The 23,583-nt window shown below is 72.2% G+C and carries 20 protein-coding genes, 1 tRNA gene and 1 other RNA gene; 13 read left to right on the top strand and 9 right to left on the bottom strand.

What is annotated here, in order from left to right; all coding sequences use genetic code 11:
- Positions 1-16: 16 nt before the first annotated feature.
- From ASC82_RS28780 to ffs, 6 genes are all read right to left on the bottom strand, one after another.
- On the bottom strand, positions 17-937 hold the full coding sequence (locus tag ASC82_RS28780) for a phosphoribosylaminoimidazolesuccinocarboxamide synthase (RefSeq protein WP_056654058.1): 921 nt from the start codon (positions 935-937) through the stop codon (positions 17-19).
- An 88-nt stretch (positions 938-1,025) separates the two neighbouring features.
- Positions 1,026-2,486 carry a N,N-dimethylformamidase beta subunit family domain-containing protein gene (locus ASC82_RS28775; protein ID WP_056654055.1) on the bottom strand — a complete coding sequence of 487 codons (1,461 nt, stop codon included), beginning with the start codon at positions 2,484-2,486 and terminating at the stop codon, positions 1,026-1,028.
- Between the two features lie 228 nt (positions 2,487-2,714).
- Positions 2,715-4,547, bottom strand: a complete 1,833-nt coding sequence (locus ASC82_RS28770; RefSeq protein ID WP_056654052.1) for a hypothetical protein — start codon at positions 4,545-4,547, stop codon at positions 2,715-2,717.
- Positions 4,548-4,807: 260 nt separating this feature from the next.
- Positions 4,808-6,058, bottom strand: a complete 1,251-nt coding sequence (gene purD, locus ASC82_RS28765) for a phosphoribosylamine--glycine ligase (RefSeq protein ID WP_056654049.1) — start codon at positions 6,056-6,058, stop codon at positions 4,808-4,810.
- A 61-nt stretch (positions 6,059-6,119) separates the two neighbouring features.
- Positions 6,120-8,249 (bottom strand): DNA polymerase III subunit gamma and tau, encoded by a 2,130-nt coding sequence (locus ASC82_RS28760; protein ID WP_056654046.1) that lies wholly within the window; start codon positions 8,247-8,249, stop codon positions 6,120-6,122.
- Positions 8,250-8,442: 193 nt separating this feature from the next.
- Positions 8,443-8,541: signal recognition particle sRNA small type (ffs, locus tag ASC82_RS29795), an RNA gene on the bottom strand.
- A 250-nt stretch (positions 8,542-8,791) separates the two neighbouring features.
- Here ffs and ASC82_RS28755 point away from each other — a divergent pair.
- Both ASC82_RS28755 and ASC82_RS28750 read left to right on the top strand, forming a co-directional pair.
- Positions 8,792-8,879 (top strand) — tRNA-Ser (locus tag ASC82_RS28755).
- 133 nt (positions 8,880-9,012) lie between these two features.
- Entirely contained in the window at positions 9,013-9,234 is a 222-nt protein-coding gene (locus tag ASC82_RS28750; protein WP_056654044.1) for a hypothetical protein, read from the top strand.
- A 151-nt stretch (positions 9,235-9,385) separates the two neighbouring features.
- Here the strand turns inward: ASC82_RS28750 and ASC82_RS28745 are convergent, their stop codons facing one another.
- Positions 9,386-9,970, bottom strand: coding sequence for a hypothetical protein (locus ASC82_RS28745; RefSeq protein WP_056654411.1), 585 nt, complete (start codon positions 9,968-9,970; stop codon positions 9,386-9,388).
- 192 nt (positions 9,971-10,162) lie between these two features.
- Here ASC82_RS28745 and ASC82_RS28740 point away from each other — a divergent pair, with 192 nt between their 5' ends.
- Genes ASC82_RS28740 through ASC82_RS28730 form a run of 3 tightly spaced genes read left to right on the top strand, consistent with a single transcriptional unit; the run spans position 10,163 to position 13,247 of the window.
- Positions 10,163-10,648 carry a DUF1269 domain-containing protein gene (locus ASC82_RS28740; RefSeq protein ID WP_056654041.1) on the top strand — a complete coding sequence of 162 codons (486 nt, stop codon included), beginning with the start codon at positions 10,163-10,165 and terminating at the stop codon, positions 10,646-10,648.
- A 56-nt stretch (positions 10,649-10,704) separates the two neighbouring features.
- A complete protein-coding gene (locus ASC82_RS28735) occupies positions 10,705-11,385 on the top strand; it encodes a GAP family protein (RefSeq protein ID WP_056654038.1) in 681 nt (226 codons plus the stop codon).
- Positions 11,382-13,247 (top strand): SulP family inorganic anion transporter, encoded by a 1,866-nt coding sequence (locus tag ASC82_RS28730; protein ID WP_079039535.1) that lies wholly within the window; start codon positions 11,382-11,384, stop codon positions 13,245-13,247. The genes ASC82_RS28735 and ASC82_RS28730 overlap by 4 nt, the downstream gene beginning before the upstream one ends.
- Positions 13,248-13,359: 112 nt before the next feature.
- On the opposite strand, the gene ASC82_RS28725 is transcribed toward ASC82_RS28730, so the two are convergent.
- Positions 13,360-14,355 carry an AraC family transcriptional regulator gene (locus ASC82_RS28725; protein WP_056654036.1) on the bottom strand — a complete coding sequence of 332 codons (996 nt, stop codon included), beginning with the start codon at positions 14,353-14,355 and terminating at the stop codon, positions 13,360-13,362.
- Positions 14,356-14,447: 92 nt separating this feature from the next.
- Here ASC82_RS28725 and ASC82_RS28720 point away from each other — a divergent pair, with 92 nt between their 5' ends.
- The 5 genes from ASC82_RS28720 (at position 14,448) to ASC82_RS28700 (ending at position 19,204) form a co-directional block, all read left to right on the top strand.
- Entirely contained in the window at positions 14,448-15,401 is a 954-nt protein-coding gene (locus ASC82_RS28720; protein ID WP_242427814.1) for an NADP-dependent oxidoreductase, read from the top strand.
- A 120-nt stretch (positions 15,402-15,521) separates the two neighbouring features.
- On the top strand, positions 15,522-15,929 hold the full coding sequence (locus ASC82_RS28715; RefSeq protein ID WP_056654031.1) for a hypothetical protein: 408 nt from the start codon (positions 15,522-15,524) through the stop codon (positions 15,927-15,929).
- Between the two features lie 58 nt (positions 15,930-15,987).
- Positions 15,988-16,662, top strand: a complete 675-nt coding sequence (locus tag ASC82_RS28710; protein WP_056654028.1) for an ABC transporter ATP-binding protein — start codon at positions 15,988-15,990, stop codon at positions 16,660-16,662.
- A gap of 68 nt (positions 16,663-16,730) precedes the next feature.
- A complete protein-coding gene (locus ASC82_RS28705; protein ID WP_242427813.1) occupies positions 16,731-18,914 on the top strand; it encodes an FtsX-like permease family protein in 2,184 nt (727 codons plus the stop codon).
- Positions 18,915-18,994: 80 nt separating this feature from the next.
- Complete coding sequence (locus ASC82_RS28700; RefSeq protein WP_056654022.1) at positions 18,995-19,204, top strand: DUF4287 domain-containing protein; 210 nt, start codon at positions 18,995-18,997, stop codon at positions 19,202-19,204.
- 28 nt (positions 19,205-19,232) lie between these two features.
- Here the strand turns inward: ASC82_RS28700 and ASC82_RS28695 are convergent, their stop codons facing one another.
- A complete protein-coding gene (locus ASC82_RS28695; protein WP_056654019.1) occupies positions 19,233-20,450 on the bottom strand; it encodes an MFS transporter in 1,218 nt (405 codons plus the stop codon).
- 94 nt (positions 20,451-20,544) lie between these two features.
- On the opposite strand from ASC82_RS28695, the gene ASC82_RS28690 reads away from it, so the two are divergent.
- The 3 genes from ASC82_RS28690 to ASC82_RS28680 all read left to right on the top strand — a co-directional run bounded on the left by ASC82_RS28690 (position 20,545) and on the right by ASC82_RS28680 (position 23,496).
- A complete protein-coding gene (locus ASC82_RS28690; RefSeq protein ID WP_056654016.1) occupies positions 20,545-21,531 on the top strand; it encodes a DUF5937 family protein in 987 nt (328 codons plus the stop codon).
- Positions 21,532-21,545: 14 nt separating this feature from the next.
- Complete coding sequence (locus tag ASC82_RS28685) at positions 21,546-22,373, top strand: alpha/beta hydrolase (RefSeq protein ID WP_056654013.1); 828 nt, start codon at positions 21,546-21,548, stop codon at positions 22,371-22,373.
- Between the two features lie 64 nt (positions 22,374-22,437).
- Positions 22,438-23,496 carry an aldo/keto reductase gene (locus tag ASC82_RS28680; RefSeq protein ID WP_056654009.1) on the top strand — a complete coding sequence of 353 codons (1,059 nt, stop codon included), beginning with the start codon at positions 22,438-22,440 and terminating at the stop codon, positions 23,494-23,496.
- Positions 23,497-23,583 lie beyond the last annotated feature (87 nt).

Here is a 23,583-nt window from a genome sequence, read left to right as displayed (position 1 = left end):
ATTCCCCTGCGCGCTCCTAGAAGCTGTCGGACCAGGCCTTGCCGGTCAGCAGCTCGTACGCCTCCAGGTACTTGGCGCGCGTCGCCTCGACGACCTCCTGCGGGAGCGGCGGCGGCGGCGTCTCGCTCTTGCGGTCCCAGCCCGAGGCCGGGGACGTCAGCCAGTTCCGCACGAACTGCTTGTCGTACGAGGGCTGGGTGCGGCCCGGCTGCCACTGGTCGGCCGGCCAGAAGCGCGAGGAGTCCGGGGTGAGGACCTCGTCGGCGAGGACGAGACGGTCGCCGTCCGGGGTGCTCTCGAAGCCGAACTCGAACTTCGTGTCGGCGAGGATGATCCCGCGCTCGCGGGCGATGTCCCGGGCCCGGGAGTAGACGGAGAGGGTCGTCTGACGCAGCAGGGCGGCCGTCTCGGCGCCGACCTGGCGGGCAACCTCCTCGTACGAGACGTTCTCGTCGTGGTCGCCGACCGCGGCCTTGGTGGCCGGGGTGAAGATCGGGGCGGGCAGCTCGGAGCCGTCGCTGAGGCCCTCGGGGAGCGCGAGGCCGCAGACCGTGCGGGACTCGTCGTACTCGACGAGGCCGGAGCCGGTGAGGTAGCCGCGGGCGACGCACTCGACCGGGACCATGTTCAGCGACTTGCAGACCGTGGTGCGACCCGCCCAGTCGGCGGGGGCGCCGGCCGGGACCTCGGTGGAGAGGACGTGGTGCGGGACCAGGTCGGAGAGCCGGTCGAACCACCACAGGGAGAGCTGGGTCAGGACCCGCCCCTTGTCGGGGATCTCGGTCGGCAGGACCCAGTCGTACGCGGACATGCGGTCGCTCGCCACCATGACGAGGTCCCCTGCCTCGTTCCGGTACAGGTCGCGGACCTTGCCCGTGTGGAGATGGGTGAGGCCCGGGACCTGCACAGGCTCGGGCTTTTCTACGAATCCGGACACGGTTCCTCCGCGTAGGTTGATCCAGGAGCGTGTCCGATTCTCTCGCACATCCGGGCGGACCCCGCCGCCAGGTGCTGTGACTCCCCGCTCAGTCCCTCTTGCAGATCCGGTCGAGGAGGTTGGCCGTGGCGCGCTGGACCCGGGCGTCGACGTGGCCCGGGCGGTCCAGCGCCGGCGACCAGGCGAAGGTGCCGGAGGCGAAGACCCAGGCGCCGGACGGCGCCTTGTAGAGCGAGGTCTCCTGGTGGCGCACCGCCCCGTCGCCGTCCCGGTAGGGCGAGTGGGCCAGCAGGATGCGGCCCTGGTGCTCGGGGAGCGCGGTGCGCGGGAAGTAGCGGTCGGCCTCGCCCGCGACGAGACCGGGCAGCTCGTCGCCGTCGCCGGCGCCGGTGGCCTCCCAGAGCCAGTGCTCGGCGTTCCGCACGACCATCGGGTGCGGTTCGGGCACCCGGCCCGCGTACTGGATGCCGAGGAGCCGCTGCTCGGGCCGGTCGACCTCGCGCCAGAGGGCGGGGCGGCCGGGGCCGCGCCGCTTGCGGCAGGTGAGGAGGCGGTCCGGCACCCCGGACGGGGACGGGCCCAGCTCCACCTGCCAGTACATGGTGTTGGCGGAGAGGAAGACGAGGGACGTGCCCTGGTCGCGGGCGAGCTCGGCGGTCCTGCGCATCGGCGCCGACCAGTACTCGTCGTGGCCGGGGAAGACCAGGCCCCGGTAGCGGCTGGGGTCGATCCGGCCCGCGTGCAGGTCGCGGGTCTCCGCGTAGGCGAGGTCGTAGCCGTACCGCTCGGCCCAGCGGATGAAGTCGTAGGCGTGGCCGACGTGCAGGGGCAGGCCCGCGCCCGCGTACGGGCGGTCGAAGGAGACGGTGACGGCCGCGTCCTCCTCGCCGAGCAGCCGGCCCTCCTCGTCCCAGGCGTGGTAGAGGCTGGCGCCGGTGCGGCCGTCCTCCGGATAGAGGTTGTACGCCTGCCAGGTCACGTCGGGCAGGACGAGGAGGAGGTCCGCCGGGTGGCTGTCGCGGACCGTGAAGGGGATGTGGGAGCGGTAGCCGTCGGCGGTGGTGAGGACGGCGACGTACGCGCCGATCGACCAGTACGTCGGGACCTGGAGCCGCCAGGACTGCCACCAGTGGTGACAGGAGACCGTGCGGTCGGCGGTGAGCGGGGCGGGCTGGACGATCCCCGAGAGCCGCGGGCTCGTGGTGATCTTCGCGGCGCCGTCGCCGCCGTAGTGACCGATCCGGTAGACGTCGACCAGGAACTGCTGCGGCGGGTCCACGGTGATGTGGAAGTCGATCGACTCACCGGGCGCCACGGCACCGGTCGAGGCGAACCCCTTGATCTGGCGCCGGACGTCGTCGGCCGTGCGCGGGCCGCCGCTGCCGCCGCGGGCCAGGATCTCGTCCGCGTACCAGGGGACCACCTGGCCCGTGTCGTCGAAGTAGTTCTCCGAACCGCGGAGCCAGGGCAGCGGGCCCTGTCCGAAGGGATCGCTCACGGCGTGCGCCAGCGCGCCGGACTCCCACCGTCTGATCTGCTCGGCCCCCATGCTGCGCCCCTCCCTCGACTCCCCCGGTCGGCTGGTCAGTGCCTGTGGTTCTTGCCTTTGTCAGTGACGGTCTCCAGCACATCACATAACGCACGCACTCCGTCACCGTTCGTCGTGAATTGACGAGAGTGGAAGCCGGGGCTCCGGGACGGGGCGGTGGCGGGGCCCGTTCGGGGGCGGTTCCGGCGTGGCTCCGGGGGCGGTTCCGGGGGCGCTTCCGGGGCGCGTTCAGACCAGGCGCACGGGCTTCTCCGGGCGGACTCCGGTGCGGGCGAGCCAGGCGCGCAGGGGCTCCGGATCGCCGTCCTCGACGAGGGCGAGGACCCGGGGGCCGAGGTCCGAGGCGCGCTCGCCGCCGACGATCAGGGCGGGGCCGTCCAGCCAGTCGAGGCCGGGGACGGCCTCCGCGGTGTCGACGGCCGCGCAGCAGACCATCGCGGTCACGTGGTCGGCGAGCAGGTCGCGGCCGGTCCGGGGCGGCTGGAGCGGGAAGAGCGGCAGGGGTCCGTCGGGACCGCTGACGGCCGGGTGCGGGGTCGCGGTGCTCGGCGCCGCGGCCGCCGTCTTCGCGGCCTCGGCGGCGGTGGCGGCCGCGCGGGCCTCCCGTGCGGCCTCCTCACGGGCGAGGAGCGCGCTGAGCGCTCCGGCGAGGGCGTCGGCAGCGGGGTTGGCCTGCGGCTCGTCGTCGAGCGCGGACAGGTCGTCGACGTCGTCGGGGGCGTGCGCCTCGGCCGGGGCGTGCGCATCGGCCGGGGCCGGGGGCTGCTCCTTCGCGGAAGGAGCGATCGACAAGTGCGCCATCACCCGCGTCAGGGTCGGGCCGTCGGCGGCGGTCGAGGGTCGGGCGGCCGAGTCGGCGACGCCGAGCCGGTCGAGGACCTCGTGGAGCCGGGCCGCGTCCGTACGCCACTTCCGGTCGACGACCTCCTCCGGGTACTGGCTCCACTCCACCGGGGACCAGTCGGGGCCGGCCTCGGCCGGGCCGCCGTGGAAGAGGCGGGCGGCGAGCAGCGAGGTGGCCTCGTCGACCGCGCCGGGCTCCTCCAGGAGGTCGCAGGCGGGGCGCTCGCCGAGCCGGGAGGAGAAGCCGTCCGCGAGCCGGTCGCGGCGGGAGAGCTCCGTCAGGGCGGAGACCACGCCCGCGTCGAGCTTGGCGGGCCAGCGGCCCATGCGCCAGGCAGGCAGCGCGACCCGGGTCAGGAGCCGGTCCCAGCCCGCGTAGGCCAGGCCGACCTGCTCCTGGGCGACGATCCGTACGCCGTAGTCCACGGCCTGCGCGCGCTCCGAACCGGCGGCGGCCACCCCGCGCTCCATCTCGCCCGCGTGCCCTCGGCAGGCGCGCAGCAGGACGCGGGCGACCTGCCCGACGCCGTGGGCGCCGAGCCGGCGGAAGGGGTCGAGCCCGGGGGTCTCGGGGACGGCGACGGCGGCGTCGAGACCGCGGACGAAGCGGCGGGCGGCGGCTATGTCGGGGTGGGCGGCCGGGCCCGTACCGGCGACGACCGGGGCGAGGACCGCGCGCAGCTCGGCGACCCGCATCCACCAGAGGAAGGGCGAGCCTATGACGAGGACGGGGGCTGCTCCGGCGCCGTCGGACGTCCGGTGGACCTGCTTGTGGTGCACCCGGTGGGCGCGGTGGGTGCGGTCCTCCAGCCAGCTGTCGCAGTCCGGCGTCAGGGCTATCGCGGAGGGCGCGGGGACGTCGAGCCGGTCGGCCAGGTCCCGCACGAGCCGGTAGAGGTCGGGGGCCGCGGTCTCGGAGAGCTCCACGGTGGGCGTGGCGGCGGGCCGGGCGCGGGCGACGACGAGCGCGACGGCCGTGGCGGCGAGGAGGACGAGGACCGCGAGGACGGTCACCACCCAGCGGGCGGTGTCCCAGCCGGACCCGGTGAAGTGGCCGGTGACCCCGCCCGCGTACAAAACGACGGCCACCGCGGCGGGGAGCACGGCGAGGCCCAACGCCCTGCCACGGACACGGAGGACGGCGAGGGCCCGGGAGCGCGCGGCGCGCGCACCCCACTCCTCGCCGACAACGGCACCGGTACCGGACACGCCGTACATCACCCCCTCCTGCCCTCGTCGGGACTGCCTGTGGCGGTGTTGCTCACTCCCCCACTGTGGCACCCGCCACTGACACCGCAATGCCGGTGGGCCAAGTGCCGGAACGCCTCCGCCGCACCCTAGTTGGGGCTGTGGCGGGCGTCATCCGGATGGCCGAGCCGTCACTCGATCGAATGGCTTTGGGTAAAGGTGATGGCATACGTGCGGCCGTACGGTTCACCGCACGGCCGCACGAAAAAGCGGCGGAACGCCGCGCCGGATCAGGCCTCGGCGGCCTTCCGCGCGATGTCCGTGCGGTGCTGCGAGCCGTCGAGCCGGATACGGCCGACCGCCGCGTACGCGCGCTCGCGGGCCTGCGCCAGGTCCGTTCCGGTCGCGGTGACCGAGAGGACCCGGCCGCCCGCGCTCACGATCACGTCGCCGTCCCGCTTCGTCCCCGCGTGGAGGACGTACGCGTGCGGGGCGTCCTGCTCCGCGATCGCGTCCAGGCCCTCGATGGGGTCGCCGGTGCGCGGGGTCTCCGGGTAGTTGTGCGAGGCGACGACCACGGTGACGGCGGCGTCGTCGCTCCAGCTCAGCGGCGCCTGGTCGTCCAGGGTGCCGTTGGCGGAGTTCAGCAGGACGCCCGCGAGCGGGGTCTTCAGCCGGGCCAGGACCACCTGGGTCTCGGGGTCGCCGAAGCGCGCGTTGAACTCGATGACCCGGACACCGCGACCGGTGATCGCCAGACCCGCGTACAGCAGGCCGGAGAACGGCGTGCCGCGGCGGCGCAGCTCGTCGACCGTGGGCTGCAGGACGCTGTCCATGACCTCGTCGACCAGCTTGGGGTCGGCCCAGGGCAGGGGCGAGTACGCGCCCATGCCGCCGGTGTTCGGGCCCTCGTCGCCGTCGAGCGCGCGCTTGAAGTCCTGCGCGGGCCGGAGCGGGAGGACGGTGACGCCGTCGGTGATCGCGAAGAGCGAGACCTCCGGGCCGTCGAGGTACTCCTCGATGACGACCCGGTCGCAGGCGAGGGCGTGCGCCCGGGCCTGCTCGACGTCCTCGGTGACCACGACGCCCTTGCCGGCGGCGAGGCCGTCGTCCTTGACGACGTACGGAGCGCCGAAGGCGTCGAGCGCCTCGTCGATCTCCTCAGGGGTGGTGCAGACGTAGCTGCGGGCGGTGGGCACGCCGGCGCCGGCCATGACGTCCTTGGCGAACGCCTTGGAGCCCTCCAGCTGCGCCGCCTCACGGGACGGGCCGAAGACGGGGATGCCGACCGCGCGGACGGCGTCGGCGACACCCGCGACCAGCGGGGCCTCCGGGCCGACGACGACCAGGTCGGCGCCGAGCTCGGTGGCGAGGCGCGCGACGGCGTCGCCGTCCAGCTGGTCGACGGGGTGCAGCTCGGCGACCTCCGCGATTCCGGCGTTGCCGGGCGCGCAGTGCAGAGCGGTGACGTCGGGATCGAGGGAGAGAGAGCGGCACAGGGCGTGTTCGCGGGCGCCGCCGCCGATGACGAGGACCTTCACGCCAGCCAGGGTAGCCCGCTGGCCGGGATGCCCCTTGTGCGGGCCACCGAGCGAGACGGCCCTAGTCGTTCGTGTATTCCTCCACAACGGTGGCTCCGAGCTCGCGCACGATCAGGTCGTGACCGGAGAGGGCGGAGTCGACGAGGTCGGGATCGTCCTCCTCCGGCACGTCGTCCTCGGGCGCCACGGGCTGCGGCGCGGGCGGCGCGTACGAGGGCGCGGGAGCCTGCGCCGGAGCGGGCGCGGGGACGGACGCCTGCGGGAAGGCCTGCGTGGGCTGCGCCTGCACGGGGGCGGGCGGCGGGGCCTGCTGGAAGGCGGGCGCGGGGGCGGAGGCCTGCGGCCGGCCGCCGCCGAAGCCGGTGGCGGCGGGCGGCGGATTGGCTCCGCCCGAGGGGTCGATGATCGCCTCGACGCGCCACTGCACGTTGAACGTCTCGGCGAGGGCCTGCTTCAGGACCTCCTCGCTGCCGCTGCTCGCGAAGTTGTCGCGGGCGCCGGCGTTGAGGAAGCCGAGCTGGAGGGTGGTGCCGTCGAAGCCGGCCACCTGCGCGTTCTGGCTGAGCAGGATCCAGGTGAAGCGGCGCCGGTTCTTGACGGCGTCGAGGATCTGCGGCCACAGGTTCCGCACCTGCGCCGTGTCTCCACCGCCGCCTCCGCCGGCCGCGGGAGCGGGGGCCTGCGGCGCGGGCTGCGCGTGTACGGGAGCGGGGGCGGCGGGCGCCGGTGCCTGCGCGGCCGGGGCCGGGGCGGACGCACCGGGCCACGCGCCGGGAGCACCGCTGCCGGGGGCGGCGGCGCCGGGCCAGGCACCGGGGCGGGACGCGGGGGGCTGGGCGGGCTCCTGCACGGGCGCCTGTACGGGGGCGGGTGCGGGTTCCTGCACGGGAGCGGGCGCGGGGGCCGGGGTGGGCGGAAGCGGGGGCGGGGCCATCGGCGTGTGGGCGTCGGGCCCGGGCACGTACCCCATGGCGGGCATGGCGGGCGCCTGCGGCGCGGGCGTGTAGACGGGCGAGGGCCCGGCCCCGGCGGCCGCCCCGCGCTCCAGCCGGTCGAGGCGCGCCTGGAAGGAACGCTCGTCGTCGAAGGCGGCGGGCAGCAGCACGCGCGCGCAGATCAGCTCCAGCTGGAGCCGGGGAGAGGTGGCGCCGCGCATCTCGGTCAGTCCGCTGTTGACCAGGTCGGCGGCCCTGCTGAGCTCGGCGGCACCGAAGACGGACGCCTGGGCCTGCATGCGCTCGATCACGTCGACCGGGGCGTCGATGAGCCCCTTCTCGGCGGCGTCCGGCACGGCGGCGAGGATCACGAGATCGCGCAGCCGCTCCAGGAGGTCGGCGACGAACCGCCGGGGGTCGTTGCCGCCCTCGATGACCCGGTCGACGACCTCGAACGCGGCGGCGCCGTCACCGGCCGCGAAGGCGTCCACGACCGAGTCGAGCAGGGACCCGTCCGTGTACCCGAGGAGAGAGGTCGCCATGGCGTACGTCACACCGTCGTCGGCGGCGCCGGCCAGCAACTGGTCCATGACGGACATCGAGTCACGGACGGAGCCGGCACCGGCGCGCACGACGAGCGGCAGCACGCCGTCCTCGATCCGAGCGCCCTCCTGCCCGCAGACCTGGCCGAGGTAGTCCCGCAGGGTGCCGGGCGGCACGAGCCGGAAGGGGTAGTGGTGGGTCCGCGACCGGATGGTCCCGATGACCTTCTCGGGCTCGGTCGTGGCGAAGATGAACTTGAGGTGCTCCGGCGGCTCCTCGACCACCTTCAGGAGGGCGTTGAAGCCCGCCGAGGTGACCATGTGCGCCTCGTCGATGATGTAGATCTTGTACCGGCTGGACGCGGGCCCGAAGAAGGCCTTCTCCCGCAGGTCACGGGCGTCGTCCACACCACCGTGGGACGCGGCGTCGATCTCGATGACGTCGATCGACCCCGGCCCGTTCCGCGCGAGGTCGCGGCAGGACTGGCACTCGCCGCAGGGCGTCGGGGTCGGACCCTGCTCACAGTTCAGGCACCGGGCCAGGATCCGCGCACTGGTCGTCTTTCCGCACCCACGGGGCCCGCTGAACAGGTACGCGTGATTGACCCGGTTGTTCCGCAGGGCCTGCTGCAACGGGTCGGTGACATGCTCCTGCCCGATGACCTCGGCGAAGGACTCGGGGCGATAGCGGCGGTACAGCGCGAGAGACGACACGTATACGAGGTTATAGGCGCCCACCGACAACCCGGGAAAAACCACCGGGCGGAGCCTCGGCCACCACACCTTCCGCGCCGGGCCGGAACCTCTTCCGCACCGGGCCGGGGCCCTCTTACGCGCCGGGCTGGAACGCTCTTACGCGCCGGGCCGGAACGCTCTTACGCACCCGGCGGAAACCACTTCGCGCGGGAACGTAAGCGCCCCCCACGCACCCGCCAGAGCCAACCTACCCTTGCTGCCTTCCGGCCCTGGGGGAGTTCAGTCAGATAGCGCCACGTGAGGGGCTCCGCCCAGCCTACCCGATCCCCGGAGCCCCCTGACCCACACCCCCTCACACACTTTTTCCGCCCTCGCCGGGGCCCTCGCCGGGACCCTCGCGCGGACGTCTCAGAGGACGTCCCAGAGGGACACCCGGGCGAACCCCGCCGACCTCCTCGCGACCTCCGCCCGACTCCGTACGACCTCCGCAGACCCCCCTCGCACCCCCTTGATCGAATCGAGTTCGCGAGCACCCTCCTCGGTCATGTAATGTTCCGAGCGGAGGATTCGCCTAGAGGCCTAGGGCGCACGCTTGGAAAGCGTGTTGGGGGCAACCCCTCACGAGTTCGAATCTCGTATCCTCCGCCAGCTCAGAGGGCCGGACCGCGCAAGCGATCCGGCCCTCTGGCGTTCCCCCGAAGAGGGTCCGGCCCCGGCTTCCGTCGCATTCGTCGGCGGACGACCGCCGCACAGAGGGGTTCTCGGGCGCATACTGGTCGCAATGACAAAGCCAGCTGCACCGAAGCGCTACTTGCCGACCAGTCCCTTCAAGGCCCCGGTCGCCCCGCCGCCCAAGGAGTTCGCCGTGGGCGACCAGGTGACACACGACATGTACGGCCTCGGCCGAGTGATCGGCATCGAGGACGGAGTCGCCGCACTCGTCGACTTCGGCTCGGTGCAGGAGCGGATCCTGAGCCCGTACAACAAGATGAGCAAGCTGTAGGACCGCTGTGTCGGCCACGGCACGGCGGGCCCAGAGGGCCGGACCGCACCACGCGGCCCGGTCCTCTGGCATGTGAGGGCACAGGCAGGCCCTCGGACGGGCCCTTGGACGGACCCTTGGACGGACCCTCGGGCAGATCCTCGAACAGGCCCTACACGGGGCAGGGGCGGTACTCCAGGCTGAGCTCGCGGTCGACGGCGTAGCTCGTACGCATCGAGGCGTCGATGACCTTCTGCCAGGAGCCGTACTTGGCGTACAGCTGATCCGCGGTCGGGCCGAGCGGGTTGCCGTACTTGGCGAGGTTCCGCTCCTCCAGGATGCGGACCTCCTCCGGGCTCATGCCCGCGCGGGTGATCTCCTTCGCCTGGTTCCGCATGTCGACCAGCTCCCGGGCGATCTCCTCGTCGGTGAAGCCCGCCTCCCGCATGTCGGCCTCGGTGCGGTGCATGTCCTCCAGGAGCCCGTGGTACGCCATCCGCGTCCGCTGGGCCTCGACCTTCTCGTCCATCGGCAGGACGCGGATCCGGCACACGACGGGGTCGGTGCTGGGACAGGGGTCGTCGGCGGGGACGGGCCGCGCGAGCGGGGCCGTGATGATCGATCCGCACGACTCCGCCGCCGTGACCACGGACGTGCCGGCCGTGCCGAGCAGCGCGACCGCGGCCACGACCGGGAGCAGCGCCCGGCGCAGGCGAAGAGAGGGCGAGAGGGAGGGCGAGGGGGAGGGAAGGTGCATGCGCGCCACCCTGGCCAGGGCGCCGCGCCCCTTCACGCAGGCACACCGATGATCACTCCTACGGGGAGCCCGGATCCCTCACCCACCCTCACCACACCACCCATTTGTCCGAGATGCGCCATTCGTGATCACCGCATTTACTGGGGGCTACCTGTTGCCGAGCGCCCTCGGGCGAGCTTCTGGAGGCTGGACGTGGCCACGTTGACCGTGTGGAAATTCGACGCACCCGAGGGTGCCGGGGCCGTGGAGGACACCCTGCTCCAGCTGCAGAAGCAGGAGCTGATCAAGGTCATCGACGCGGCCACCGTCAGCTGGCCGGAGGAAGCGAGCAAGCCCAAGACGAAGCAGCTCAACAACCTCACCGGCGCCGGCGCGCTCTCCGGCACCTTCTGGGGCATGCTCTTCGGCCTCCTCTTCTTCATGCCACTCCTCGGCGCGGCGGTCGGCGCCGCCGCCGGTGCGCTCGGCGGCAAGATGGCCGACGTCGGCATCGACGACGACTTCATCGACTCGGTCAAGTCGAAGGTGACGCCTGGCAGTTCGGCGCTCTTCCTGCTCTCCGCCGACGCCGTCGTCGACCGCGTCAAGGACGCCTTCCCGAACGGCCACGCCGAGCTCATCCAGTCCAACCTGGACAGCGTGAAGGAGGCCAAGCTCCGCGAAGTCTTCGCGAGCTGAGCCGAGTCACCGCCTGAGCAAGGCAACCGATCGAGCGGAAGGCAGGGCTGTTCTCCATGGGCGACGCCGTCGGACAGATGCTGGCCTCGGCCGTCGGCATCGCCATCAGTCCCCTCCCCCTCATCGCGGTCGTCCTGATGCTGGCGACCCCGCGCGGGCGCAGCAACGGCATCGCCTTCACGGCGAGTTGGGTCGCCTCGCTCGCCGTCGTCGTCACCGCCGTCGTCCTGCTCGGTTCGGGCGCGGACGCCTCCGGTGACGACGGGCCCGCCGACTGGACGCTGTGGCTCAAGCTCGGACTCGGTCTCCTCTTCCTCCTCATGGGCGTCAAGCAGTGGAAGGACCGCCCGCGGGAGGGGCAGGAGCCCGAGCCGCCGGGCTGGATGAAGGCGATCGACCGGTTCACGCCCGGCAAGGCGGCCGGCCTCGCCGCCGCCCTCGCGGTCGCCAACCCGAAGAACCTGGTCCTGGCGATCGGCGGCGCCGTCTCCATCGCCGGCAGCGGCGCCTCGACCGGCGGCAAGACCCTCGCCGCCGTCCTCATGGTGCTGATCGGCTCCCTCTGCACCCTGGCACCGCTCGCCGTCTACCTCCTCGGCGGCGCGAAGTCCGCGCAGACCCTCGGCGACTGGAAGGTCTGGATGTCCCGGCACAACGCGGCGATCATGACGACGCTGCTCGTGGTCCTGGGGGCGAAGTACGTGGGCGACGCGATCAGCGGGCTGGCGGCCGCATGACCGTACGGGGGCGGGCCCGTGAGTCCGGGGAGGGCGGGGAGGGCGGGGAGGGCCGGGAGGGCCGGGAGAGCGGGGACGGCAGGGAGAGCGGGGCGAGGGGGGAGGGCCGGGAGAGCCGGCAGGCCGAGCAGGCCGAGCAACGGCCCGGGGGGCCTCTCGGGCGACGGACCGGGCGGCGGATCGGGCGGCGGATCGGGCGGCGGCTACGGCTCGGGCGGCCCCAGCCCGCCGACGTCGGATCCGGCCTCGTCACCGGCCTGTTCTCCATCCCCGAAGGCATGGCCTACGCCGCCATCGCCGGCTTCAACCCCGTCGCCGGTCTCTACGCCGGCGTCGTCCCGGCGATCGTCGGCTCGATCACCGCCCGCACGGTCCTCATGGTCACCACCCTGACCAGCGCCATCGCCCTCACTTCCCAGAGCGTCCTGTCCGGCGCGGGTCTCGACGCGAAGGACCCCGGCAACATCGCGACCCTCACGCTCCTCGCCGGGCTCGTCATGCTCCTGATGGGCGTGCTGCGGCTCGGGGCGGTGATGAGCTTCGTCTCGAACGCCGTCATGACCGGCTTCTCCACCGGCATCGCGCTCCAGATCGTCACCGGCGTGCTGAAGGACGCCACCGGCTACAAGCCCCAGGGCAAGAACCGCCTCTACCAACTCGGCGACTGGCTCGCCCACATCGGCGACTGGGCGCTCGGCGCGACCCTCGTCGCCGCCGCCACGATCGCCGTCTGGGCCCTGACCCGGCTCGTGAAACGCCTCGAACCCGTCGCCCTGCTCGTCGCGATGGTCGTGGCGAGCGTCGCCGTGGCCGTCCTCGGTACGGACGTGGAGCTCGTCCGGGACATCGCCCACATCCCGGCCTCGCTGCCCGGCTTCTCCGCGCCCGACCTCTCCGTCGTCCCCGAGCTGCTCGGCGGCTCGGTCGCCGTCGCCCTCGTCGCCCTCGCCCAGGCGGCGAGCATCGGCCCCTCCGTACCCAACCCGGACGGCTCCCGCTCCTCCGTCAACGGCGACTTCGCCGCCCAGGGCCTCGCCAACCTCGCCGGCGGCCTCTTCCAGTCGCTGCCCTCGGGCGGTTCCCTCTCCCGTACGGGCGTAGCCGTCTCCGCCGGGGCCCGCACCCGCTGGGCCGGCATCTTCTCCGGCATCCTGCTCGCCGTGATCGTCCTGGTCTGCGCGCCGCTCGCCGAACGCATCCCGATGCCCGTCATCGGCGGGCTGATCCTCGTCGTCGGCGGCGAACTGATCTGGGGCAAGCGCCACGACATCCTGCTGGTGCTCCGCACCTCGCGCCTGTCGTCGGCGGCGATGGTCCTGACGTTCCTCGCGACCACCCAAATCCCGCTCCAGCAGGCCATCGTGCTCGGCGCGGTCCTCTCCCTCCTCCTCTACTGCGCCCAGGCAGCCCGCCGCGCCCGTCTCGTCGCCTTGGTACGCGACGAGGACGGCGACTGGCACCCGACCGAGCCGCCGAAGCGGCTCACCGCGGGCGAGACGACCGTCCTCTATTACGACGGCATCGGCTTCTTCGCCGAACTCCCCCACATCGAGGAGACCTTGCCGCGTACGGACGACGCTCAGGGAGCCGTGCTCGTCCTCGTCATGCGCGGCGTCCCGGACGTGCCGTCCTCGACCGTCGTCAAACTCCTGCGCCGGTACGTGGCGGAGCTCCGCCGGAACGGCGGCCGCCTCGTCATCGCGGGCGCGGAGCCGGGCCTCGTCCGCACCCTCAAGGCCACCGGCCTCGAACGCGACCTCGGCCCCGGCGGCATCATCCCGGCCGAGGGCACGCTCCTCGCACCCCTGGACCGGGCGCTGGCGGAGGCGGCGCGCGGACGGCAGGGGGAGCCGGGGACCTGAGGATCTCCGGACCCTCCGGCGTCTCCGGCGTCTCCGGCGTCTCCCGGGCTACCGGGCTACCGGGCTACCGGGCTACCGGGCTACCGGGCTACCGGGCTACCGGGCTACCGGGCTACCGGGCTACCGGCGAGCGGCGAGCGGCCCGCCGATAGCCGCCGGGCGCCGACCCGTGGACGCGCTTGAAGGCAGCGGAGAAGGCGAACTCGGTCCCGTATCCGACCTGTTCGGCGACGGTACGGAGCGGGGCGTCCGTCGTCCGGAGCAGCCGCTCGGCGAGGGTCATGCGCCACCAGGTGAGGTACGCGAGGGGCGGGCGCCCGACGAGGGCGGCGAAACGGCGGGCGAACGGGGCCCGCGAGAGCCCCGCCTCCGCCGCGAGCCGCTCCACCGTCCAGGGCGCGTCCGGCGAGCGGTGCATCGCGTGCAGCGCGGCCGTGACCGCCGGGTCCGCGAGCGCGGCGGCCCACCCGGAGGCCCCGGGCGCCGCCGCGGCCGCCTGCTCGGCGAACCAGATGCGCAGGATGTAGAGGAGCAGGGTGTCCAGGAGGGCGGGCACGGCCGCGTCCGTCCCGAGCCCGGGCCGCCGCAGCTCGGCGGCGAGCAGCTCCACGGCCGCGGCCAGCTCGGGCGGGCGCCCGGGCCGGGCGGCGGGCAGATGGATCAGGTCGGGGAGGCCGTGCAGCAGGGGGTGGGTGCGGGAGGGGTCGAGCTGGTACGTGCCGCAGAGCAGCGCGGTGACGGGGCCGCCGCGGCCGGTGGGGTCGACGCGGTCGGAGACGTACGGGGAGGCCGAGGGGACGGGGACGCACTCCTCGGCGTCGACGACGGTGGCCGAGACGGGGGAGTCGGCGAGGAGGTGTCCGGTGCCGTGCGGCACGAACACGACGTCGCCGGTGGCGAGTTCGACATCGCCATCGCCGGGGCCATCGCCATCGCCACCGCTGGCGCCGGGCGAGCGCAGGACGCAGGTCCCCTCCAGGACGACCTGGAACCCCGCCGACCCCGGCACGGAGGCGAAACGCTGCGCCCAGGGTGCGTGCCAGCGAACGAAGGCGGACCGGGGACGGCCGGACCGCATCACGGCGATCACGTCGCTGAGCACATCCATGGGAGGAGCCTAGCGAGTGGGCGAGACGCACACGTATGAAAGAGGCACGCTGACTCATGGATCGTCTCGATCCCCGCTCCTAGATTCGTCGCATGACGACAACAGCAGGCTCAAGCCCGTCGATGAAGGCCGCCCGGATCCATGGATACGGCGACGCCTCCGCGATCCGTTACGAGGACGCTCCCCTCCCGACCCCGGCCGCGGACGAAGTGCTCGTACGGGTCGCGGCAACCTCCTTCAACCCGACCGAGACGGCCCTGCGCGCAGGCCTGCTGCACGGCTTCCTGCCGGTGGGCCTGCCGTTCACGCTGGGCTGGGACGTGTCGGGGGTCGTGACCGAAGTGGGTTCGGATGTAAGCGACTTCGCGATCGGCGACCGGGTGGTGGGCCGACTGGACGGTGGGGCCGGGGCCACGTACGTGACGGCGCCGGCGCGACTGCTGGCCGCCGCGCCGGTATCCGTACCGCTCGCGCACGCCGCGGCGCTGCCCGTGGCCGGGCTCACGGCGTGGCAGGTGGTCTTCGAGCACGGGCGAGTACGGGAGGGACAGCGGGTCCTCATCAACGGCGCGGGCGGAGGGGTCGGCGGCTTCGCCACCCAACTCGCGGCCCATGCAGGCGCGGACGTCACGGCCACGGCGAGCGCACGCAGCGCGGAGACGGTGCGGCGGCAGGGGGCGCGACGGATCATCGACTACACGTCGACGCCCCTGACGGCCGCCGCCCTGGACTCCCCCGTCGACCTCCTGCTGAACCTGGCCCCCATAGGACCGGCCGAGGCCGCGACCCTGCCCGGCCTCGTACGCCCGGGCGGCCACATCGTGTCGATCGCGACCCCGATCCCGTCCGACACGGTCCGCTCGGTGACGTCCCAGCACATGGTGGCCCGGAACGACGTGGCACAGCTGAGGGAGCTAATTGCCCTGGTGGAGCGGGGTGCGGTGACCATCGACGTCACGGAGACGCGACCACTGGAGGAGCTGGCGGAGGTGCATCGGTCGAGCGAGGGCGGGGGCGTGCGGGGGAAGGTGCTGCTGGTGCCGTGAGGGGGTCGTTCACCGGTTAGAGGGGTGATGAGAGGGAGGGACGTTCCTGCGACCACCGGTGTGTAGTGATGCCGATACTTTCTGTGATGACCAGTCGGTTCGACCAGACAGGGGTTATCGATGCGGAAGTTGGCGACTGCGGTGGTGGCTGCGGGGCTGTTCTTTGGGGGGATGGGGGTGGCGGTTGCGGACTCGTGGCACGGACTGACGATGACCACGACCGGAGCCGAGTTCAAGGGGTCCTACATGTGGGAGCCCCAGCTGCAGAAGCACGGAGGGCTCCGTGTGAAGGGGAGCCTGAAGGACGCGTCCAACGATGACGACCACAACGTGTACCTCCGGGCAAGGGTCAAGGGGTACTCGTGGATTCGTATCAAGGGCGTGCAGAAGAAGACCACTCCTATCGACCACACGTTTTACGACGGCGCCCTACTCCTGACGAGCCAGGTGGAGGTGCAGACGTGCCGAGATCGCGGATCACTGAGGCCGGATAACTGCTCGGCGAACAAGGTGTTCACGCGTCGATAGTCGACCGTTCCGGGGGCCGCCGTCGTGCGGCTCCCGCCCCATAGGAGTGCGCACCACGATGGACGTCATCCTCCACGCCAAGGGTGTGGATCTTCTCTACGGCACACATCCGGCAGTCAGCGGAGCCGACTTCACGCTCAAGCGCGGCGAAGTGGCTGCCATCATGGGGAGCAGTGGCTCGGGAAAGTCATCTTTGCTCTACTGCCTAGCCGGGGTCCTTCTGCCTTCCAGCGGAACCGTAACCTTCGACGGGATCGAGCTGTCGTCCTTACCTGACGGAGAGCTGAGTGCCCTTCGCCGCACGCGCTTGGGATTCGTCTTCCAGTATGGCGAACTGCTGCCCGAGCTGACCGTCGAGGAGAACGCGGCGCTTCCGCTTCGACTTGCAGGGATTAGCAAGACGCACGCCCATGCCGTGGCTGGCCAAGTACTTAGCCGACTCGGGATGGGCGACCTGGTACGACGCCGGACCTCCAAGCTTTCGGGAGGGCAAAGTCAGCGTGTAGCGGTTGCGCGAGCACTGGTACACCGGCCGGACGTCGTGTTCGCCGATGAGCCGACAGGGGCTCTGGACAGCACCAATGCCGCTGCGGTTCTGGAAGAGTTCCTCCAGCTGGCACGAAGGCAGAAGACGGCGGTGGTCATCGTCACTCACGACGCGAACGTCGCAGCGAAGGCCGACACCCAATACATGATGTCGGACGGTGTCCTGGCCCAACGGGTGGAAGCGTGAACACATTCCTACTCGGCATGCGCCTACTGTCGGGCAGCGGCTGGAGGGGACGAGCACGCTTTCTCTTGATGGCGATCGGCTCCGGGCTCGGGGTGGCGTGCCTTGCTGCTGCGCTCACCATTCCGTCGATCATCGCCGCCCATGACGCTCGCTCAGCCAGCCGTGAGCCACGACCGGGTTCGAACAACAGCGCTGTCTACCAAGAATTCCGGGATCCGTACGGTTCACTGCCACTCCGTCGGATCTTCGTTGCTCGCACTAAACCTGGCTCAAGCCCGGTGCCACCAGGCGTTGACAGGCTCCCCGAAGTCGGCGAGGCGATTGTCTCGCCGAAGCTGAGCGAGATCCTGGCGTCCCATCCCGGAATCGCCGGCCTCGTCCCAGGCCGCGTAATTGGAACAATCGGACCGGAAGGCTTGGGGGGCTCCGAGGACCTCTACGCCTACATCGGCACTACCCCTGCCAAGCTGCCCCAGCCAATCCCGCTCGGCGGGTTTGGCAGCAGGCACGCTTGGCATGAGCTGATTGACGAATCGACGGTCAACATCCTCCGGTTCACCCTCGGATGCATCGTCCTCCTCCCCCTCGTCATCTTCCTCTCCGTCTGCGCCCGGCTCTCCGGAGAATCCCGCGCCCGCCGTCTCGCCGCCCTTCGGCTCGTCGGGCTCAGCGTCAAGGACACACTGCGGGTCAACGCCGGGGAGAGCGTGGTCTCCGCGTTCGTCGGGGCCGTGCTCGGGGTCGTCGGGTATCTCGGGGTCAACGAGGTCATGGCGCGGGTCGGGTTGCCGGGGCTGCACTGGTATCCGGCGGACGGGCGGCCCGACGCTTCGACGGTTGCCGTGTGTCTGCTCGGGTGTCCGGCGCTCGCGTGGGTCGTGGGGCAGTTCAGTGCGCGGCGGGCCGCGTTGTCGCCGATCAGTGTCCGGCGGACCGGGGAGCGTAAACCGCCGAAGATGTACGGGACCTTGCTGCTGATCCCGGGGCTCGGGGTCATCGGCGGGTACTGCGTGCTGAGTGTGATGGGGCGTGATCCGTCCGGCGGATCGGCCAGTTCCGTGCTCGTACCCGGTGCCGTGTTGTTGACCGGTGCCGGGCTCGTCTTCGGTTTGGCGCCGATCACGGCATGGCTCGCGCGGCGGCTGGCCGGGGTGGCGAAGTCGCTGCCAGTGGCATTGGCGATGCGGCGTACGGAGGTCGATCCGGGGTCCTCGTTGCGGGTGGCCACCGGGCTCGTCCTGCTCGTGTTCGGGGCCTCGCTCACGCAGGGTGTGCTCGTCGAGCTGGACCAGGTCAGCCGGCGGACGGCGCCCGTTCAGGAGTACAACATCAGCCTCAGCGAGCTGAGTGCCCAGCAGAGGCAGCAGCTCGCGCAGGTCCCCGGCGTGCGGATGCAGGTGCCCGCGTACAGCTCGTGGGATCCGCTGGACGGCACGATGCGGCCGCACGTCGACCTGCTGGTCGCCACCTGCGCCCAGCTCAGGGGCACGACGCAGTGGGCCAGGGGCTGTGTGGACGGACGGATCATGCAGTTGCACGACGACAACTCGGCGTACCCCGAAGACCCTCAGCCCGGTGACCGATTCCCCTTCGAGACGCGTGACGGGCGGAAGATCACGGTCACTGTTCCTCCGGAGCGGATCGACATGAGGCCGTACCAGCCGTCCGTCTTCCGCACGAGCGCCCTGCTCGTCCCTCCCGCCCTCGTCCCCTCCAACCTGGCGGACGCGGACGGCACCCTCACCCTCGTCAGCGACGCCGACCCCGCCACCATCCGTGGCGTACTCGACGGCGTCGGGGCCATCGCTCCCACCGCGTCCGTCGACCCCGTCGGGATCGGGATCGACGCGCTCGCACAGCTCACCGTCATCCGCAGCCTCCTCGCCGTCGGAATGGTCCTCGGTCTGGTCATCGGTGTCGCCGCGTTCGTCGTGTCCGTGGCCGATCGGGCCATGGAGCGGCGCGGGCAGGTGACCGCGCTCGCGTTGTTGGGGGCTCGGGCGGGGACCTTGCGGGTGGTGCAGGTCGTGCAGGTCGTGTTGCCGTTGGTCGTGGGGTTGGGGGCGGCGATCGTCACCGGGTGGCTTGCCGAGTCCAGTTATCTGATCACCGGGGGTGGGGCCGTGCACTGGGACTGGGAGGGGCTGCCGTTGCTCTTCGCCTGCGCCCTGGGCGTGCTGCTGGCCGCGGCCCTCGCCTCCGTGCCGATGGTCCGGCGTCACATCGACCCCGAGCACATTCGGCGGGATTGATCTCGCGGTCGGCGATGAGTTCTGGGGGGAGTGGAGGTCATCACTTCAGTTGCCCACCCCGCCCCACCCAGGAGCTCACCATGTCCGAGAACACCCCCAACGGTCCCGCCAGCTACTTCCCCTCCATCGAGAAGAAGTACGGGCGGCCGATCTCGGAGTGGCAGGAGCTCATCCGTTCCTCGCCGCTCACCAAGCACATGGAGCTCGTCACCTGGCTGAAGGCCGAGCACGGGCTCGGGCACGGGCACGCCAATGCCCTCGTCAAGCACACCTTGACCGAGGGCAAGTAGGCAGTAGGCAAGAAGAAGCCGTGCGCGCTCAGGCCGCCAGGTCGTGGGCCGTGCGGCGGTTGACCCGGGGTGCCAGGGCCAGGGTCCCGGCCGCGGCCGCCGTGCCCGCCGCCAGGGCCGTCCACCACAGGGCGGCCGGGCCCAGGGTCGTGTAGGCCGCGACGCCGACGGTCAGGGCGGCGAAGCGGGCGACGCCCCAGGTCCAGCTGAAGGCGCCCTGGTAGCGGCCCCGGGCGTGGGACGGGGCGAGGTTGGCGACTACGCCGGCGGCGATGCCGGCGACGACGACCTCGCCGAGGGACCAGACCACGACCGACACCGTGTAGCCGGCGATCCCGTCGGCCAGGCCGGTGAGCGCGACGCCCGCGGCGATCAGGACGCTGCCCGCGCTCTGCACCGCGAGCTGCGGCAGCTTCGCCAGACGGGCGGTCGCGAAGGGCTGGAGGCCGACCACCAGGACCGCGTTGACCGCCGCCATCGCTCCGTACACCGCCGGTGAGAGGCCGCTGTCGCGGACCGCGAGCGGCAGGGCGACCTCGGTGAGCGAGTACACGAAGAGCTGGATGCCGAAGAGCGGCAGGAGGAGCAGGGCGAGGCGGTCGCGGAGGACCACTCCGTAGCCGATGCCGTCCTTCGTCTGTCGATCCTTCGTCTGTCGATCAGCGGTCTTCGGGGTCTTCGCGCGGGTCGGTTCCTTCAGGCGCGTCGCCACCACCCCCGCGTACAGCAGCATCGAACCCGCGTCCACCGCGAACAGCAGCCAGTAGCCGTGGGCCGCGAGGTAGCCGCCCAGGACGCCCGCGACGGCGGTGCCGATGTTCACGCCCCAGCCGAAGAGGGCGTACGCGCGCTGGCGACGTTCGCTGTCGACCGCGTCGGCCAGCAGCGCGTACGCCGCAGGCGACACCGTGCTGCCCGCCGTGCTGATCAGCAGCGACGCCGCCGCCATCGTCCACACCCCCGGCGCCAGGAACAGCGCGCCCTGCGCCGCCGCCGCGCCGATCAGGCCGATCAGCATCGTCGGCCGGCGGCCGATGCGGTCGGCGAGGATGCCGCCGACGGCGGGGCCGATGAGGTTGCCCGCGCCGAGGGCACCGAGGACGTACGAGGTGTCGGTGCCGGTCACTCCGCGCGAGGCCAGGAAGAAGACCAGGAACGGGGTGACGAGGTAGCCGAGGCGGTTGACGATCGTTCCGGCGAAGATCGTCCAGACGACGGGCGGGAGGCCGCGGAAGGAGGAAGGCATGGGGTGATCCTGTGGGGCGCCGCCTTCCTCCCTCCAATGATTAAGCTCAGCACGAATCCATTCGACGTATCGCACTGCCGAGGACGGTCACTCCATGGAATCCGGGCTCCGCTTCTCCGCCGCCGACCTCGCCCAGACCCGCTTCGCCGTCTCCCCCATGTGGGAGGTCGTCACCAGCTTCCGCCTCCTCGCCCGGCACCCCGAAGGCACCGGCGCCTCCCCGCACCGCCGCTGGGCCGCCCAGGTCCGCCCCCGCCTCCTGCGGGCCGGGCTCGACCGCGGCTGGCTCGCCGCCCTCGTTCCCGCCCACGGCTACCTCGCCGACTTCCTCAACCCCACCCCCACCGGCCCCTTCCCCACCCTCGACGCCGAACTCGACGCCATCCGCTGCACCCCGCCCGAGCAGGTGCGCGACGATCTGCGACGGCTCGGCGTCGAGGGCATCGACGGGCCCCGGATCCGGCTGCTGCACGAGGCTCCCGAAGCCGCCCTCCGCAAGGTCGCCGACGAGGTCGACACGTACTGGGAGCTCGCCCTCGCCCCCTACTGGGCCCGCATCCAGAAACTCCTGGAGGCCGACGTCTTCCACCGGGCCCGCCAGGTCGCCGAGCACGGTTCGGCGCGGGTCCTGAGCGAACTCCACGAGACCGTACGGTGGGACGACGGCACCCTCCGGCTCGTACGCCGCCACTGCGCGCTCACCCGCGACGAGGCCGGCTCCGGGCTGCTGCTCATCCCCTCCGCCTTCGCCTGGCCCAAGGTCCTCACCCGCTCCGTCCACCCCGATCCGCCCCAACTCGCCTATCCCGCCCGGGGCATCGGCACCCTGTGGGAGCCCCGCACGACCGGCGCCACCGACGCCGTCGCCGCCGTACTCGGCCGCTCCCGCACCCTGCTGCTCACCGAGCTCGACACCCCGGCCTCCACCACCCAACTCGCCACGCACTGCGGCCTGTCCGCCGCCGGCGTCTCCCAGCACCTCATCGCCCTGCGGAACGCCGGCCTCGTCACCGCCCACCGCAGCGGACGCTCCGTCCTCTACGCCAGGACCGCCGTCGCCGACCAGCTCCTCAACCCGTAGGAGAGGATGGGGTCATGGGCGATTCTTCGAGTTTCCGCTGGTCCGAGCTGGTCGTGGTGCGTGACGGCGTCCGGCTGTCCTGTCGCGACTGGGGCGGTTCCGGGCCCGACGTCCTCCTCCTCCACGGGCTCGCCGGGCACGCCGGGGAGTGGGACGCGACCGCCCGCGCCCTGTGCGAGGCCGGATACCGCGTCCTCGCCCTCGACCAGCGCGGGCACGGGAACAGCGAGCGCCGGCCCGAGGACGTCTCGCGCGCCGCGTACGTCGCCGACGTGGTCGCGGTCGTACACGAACTCGGGCTTCAGCAGCCCGTGTTGATCGGCCAGTCCCTCGGCGGGCACACCGCGCTGCTCACCGCCGCCGCCCACCCCGAGCTGCCGAGCGCCCTCGTCCTCGTCGAGGCCGGACCCGGCGGGTCGAACCCGGACGTCCAGACCGGCATCGCGGAGTGGTTCGCCGCGTGGCCCGTGCCCTTCCCCACGCGCGAGGAGGCCGTCGCGTTCCTCGGCGGCGGGAAGCGGCCCGTCGGGGAGGGGTGGGCGAGCGGCCTCGAAGAGCGCGCCGACGGGCTGTGGCCGCGCTTCGACGCCGACGTCATGGTCCGGTCCCTCGACGACAACGCCACCCGCGCCTTCTGGGACGAGTGGGCGGCGATCACCTGCCCCACCCTCGCCGTCCTCGGACAGGACGAGCAGGGCGGGATCATCGGCGACGAGGAGTACGCGGAGATGGCCCGGCTCCGGCCCGGGTCGTACGGGGTGAGCGTGCCCGGCACGGGGCACGACGTGCATCTGGAGCGGCCCGAGGTCCTGCACGCCCTGCTGACGGGATTCCTGGACTGACCCCCCTCCCGCTCCTGATTCTTCTCCTTGCCTTGGAGCGCACTCCAATTCCTAGAGTGCGCGCATGCGCTATCGACCGCTCGGCGGGACCGGGATCGACGTCAGCACCTACTGCCTCGGCACCATGATGTTCGGTGCCGTCGGCAATCCGGACCACGAGGAATCCGTACGGATCATCCATGCCGCCCTCGACCAGGGCATCAACTTCGTGGACACCGCCGACATGTACTCGGCCGGGGAGTCCGAGGAGATCGTCGGCAAGGCGCTGCGCGACCCCCGGCGCCGCGAGGAGACCGTCCTCGCCACCAAGGTGTACTTCCCGATGGGCGGCGAGGGCCCCAACAGGGGTGGCCTGTCCCGCCGTTGGATCACCCGCGCCGTCGAGAACAGCCTGCGGCGGCTCGGCACCGACTGGATCGACCTCTACCAGGTCCACCGGCCCGACCCCGGCACGGACATCGAGGAGACCCTCGACGTCCTCGGCGACCTCGTCACGCAGGGGAAGATCCGGGCCTTCGGCTGCTCCACCTTCCCGGCCGAGGAGATCGTCGAGGCGCACGCCGTCGCCGAGCGGCGCGGGCTGCGCCGCTTCCGCTCCGAGCAGCCGCCCTACTCGCTGCTCGCGCGCGGCGTGGAGGCGTCCGTGCTGCCCGTGGCGCAGCGGTACGGGATGGGGGTGCTGACCTGGAGCCCGCTCGCGTCGGGCTTCCTCACCGGCCGCTACCGCAAGGGGGCGCCGATCGACCTGACCAGCGGCCGGGCCGCGCTCACCCCGCACCGCTTCGACCCTTCGCTTCCGGTCAACGCCGCGAAGCTCGACGCGGTCGAGGAGCTCGTCGCGCTGGCGGACGAGATCGGGTGCAGCCTGCCCGAGCTGGCCATCGCCTTCGTGACCTCGCACCCGGCGGTGACCTCCGTCATCATCGGGCCGCGCACGATGGACCAGCTGGAGGGGCTGCTGAAGGGGGCGCCGTTGGTGCTCACGGACGACGTCCTCGACCGGATCGACGCGATCGTGCCGCCGGGGACGAACCTCTACCCGCCGGACGGCGTCTGGCGCCCGCGCGCCCTCACCGAATCGGGGCTGCGGCGGCGGCCGTTGGGGGAGCGGGCCGCGGGGTGAGACGGCAGGTGGGAGGGAGGCGGTGAGGTGGCGGTGACCGACTGCCGACTGCCCGACTTCCCGCCTTCTTCCTCGGTTCCGCCCACG

It is taken from the genome of Streptomyces sp. Root431, from assembly GCF_001426585.1.
Taxonomy (GTDB): domain Bacteria; phylum Actinomycetota; class Actinomycetes; order Streptomycetales; family Streptomycetaceae; genus Streptomyces; species Streptomyces stackebrandtii.
Note: the sequence above shows the minus strand (reverse complement) of the source record. Positions and strands in the feature narration are given on the sequence as shown.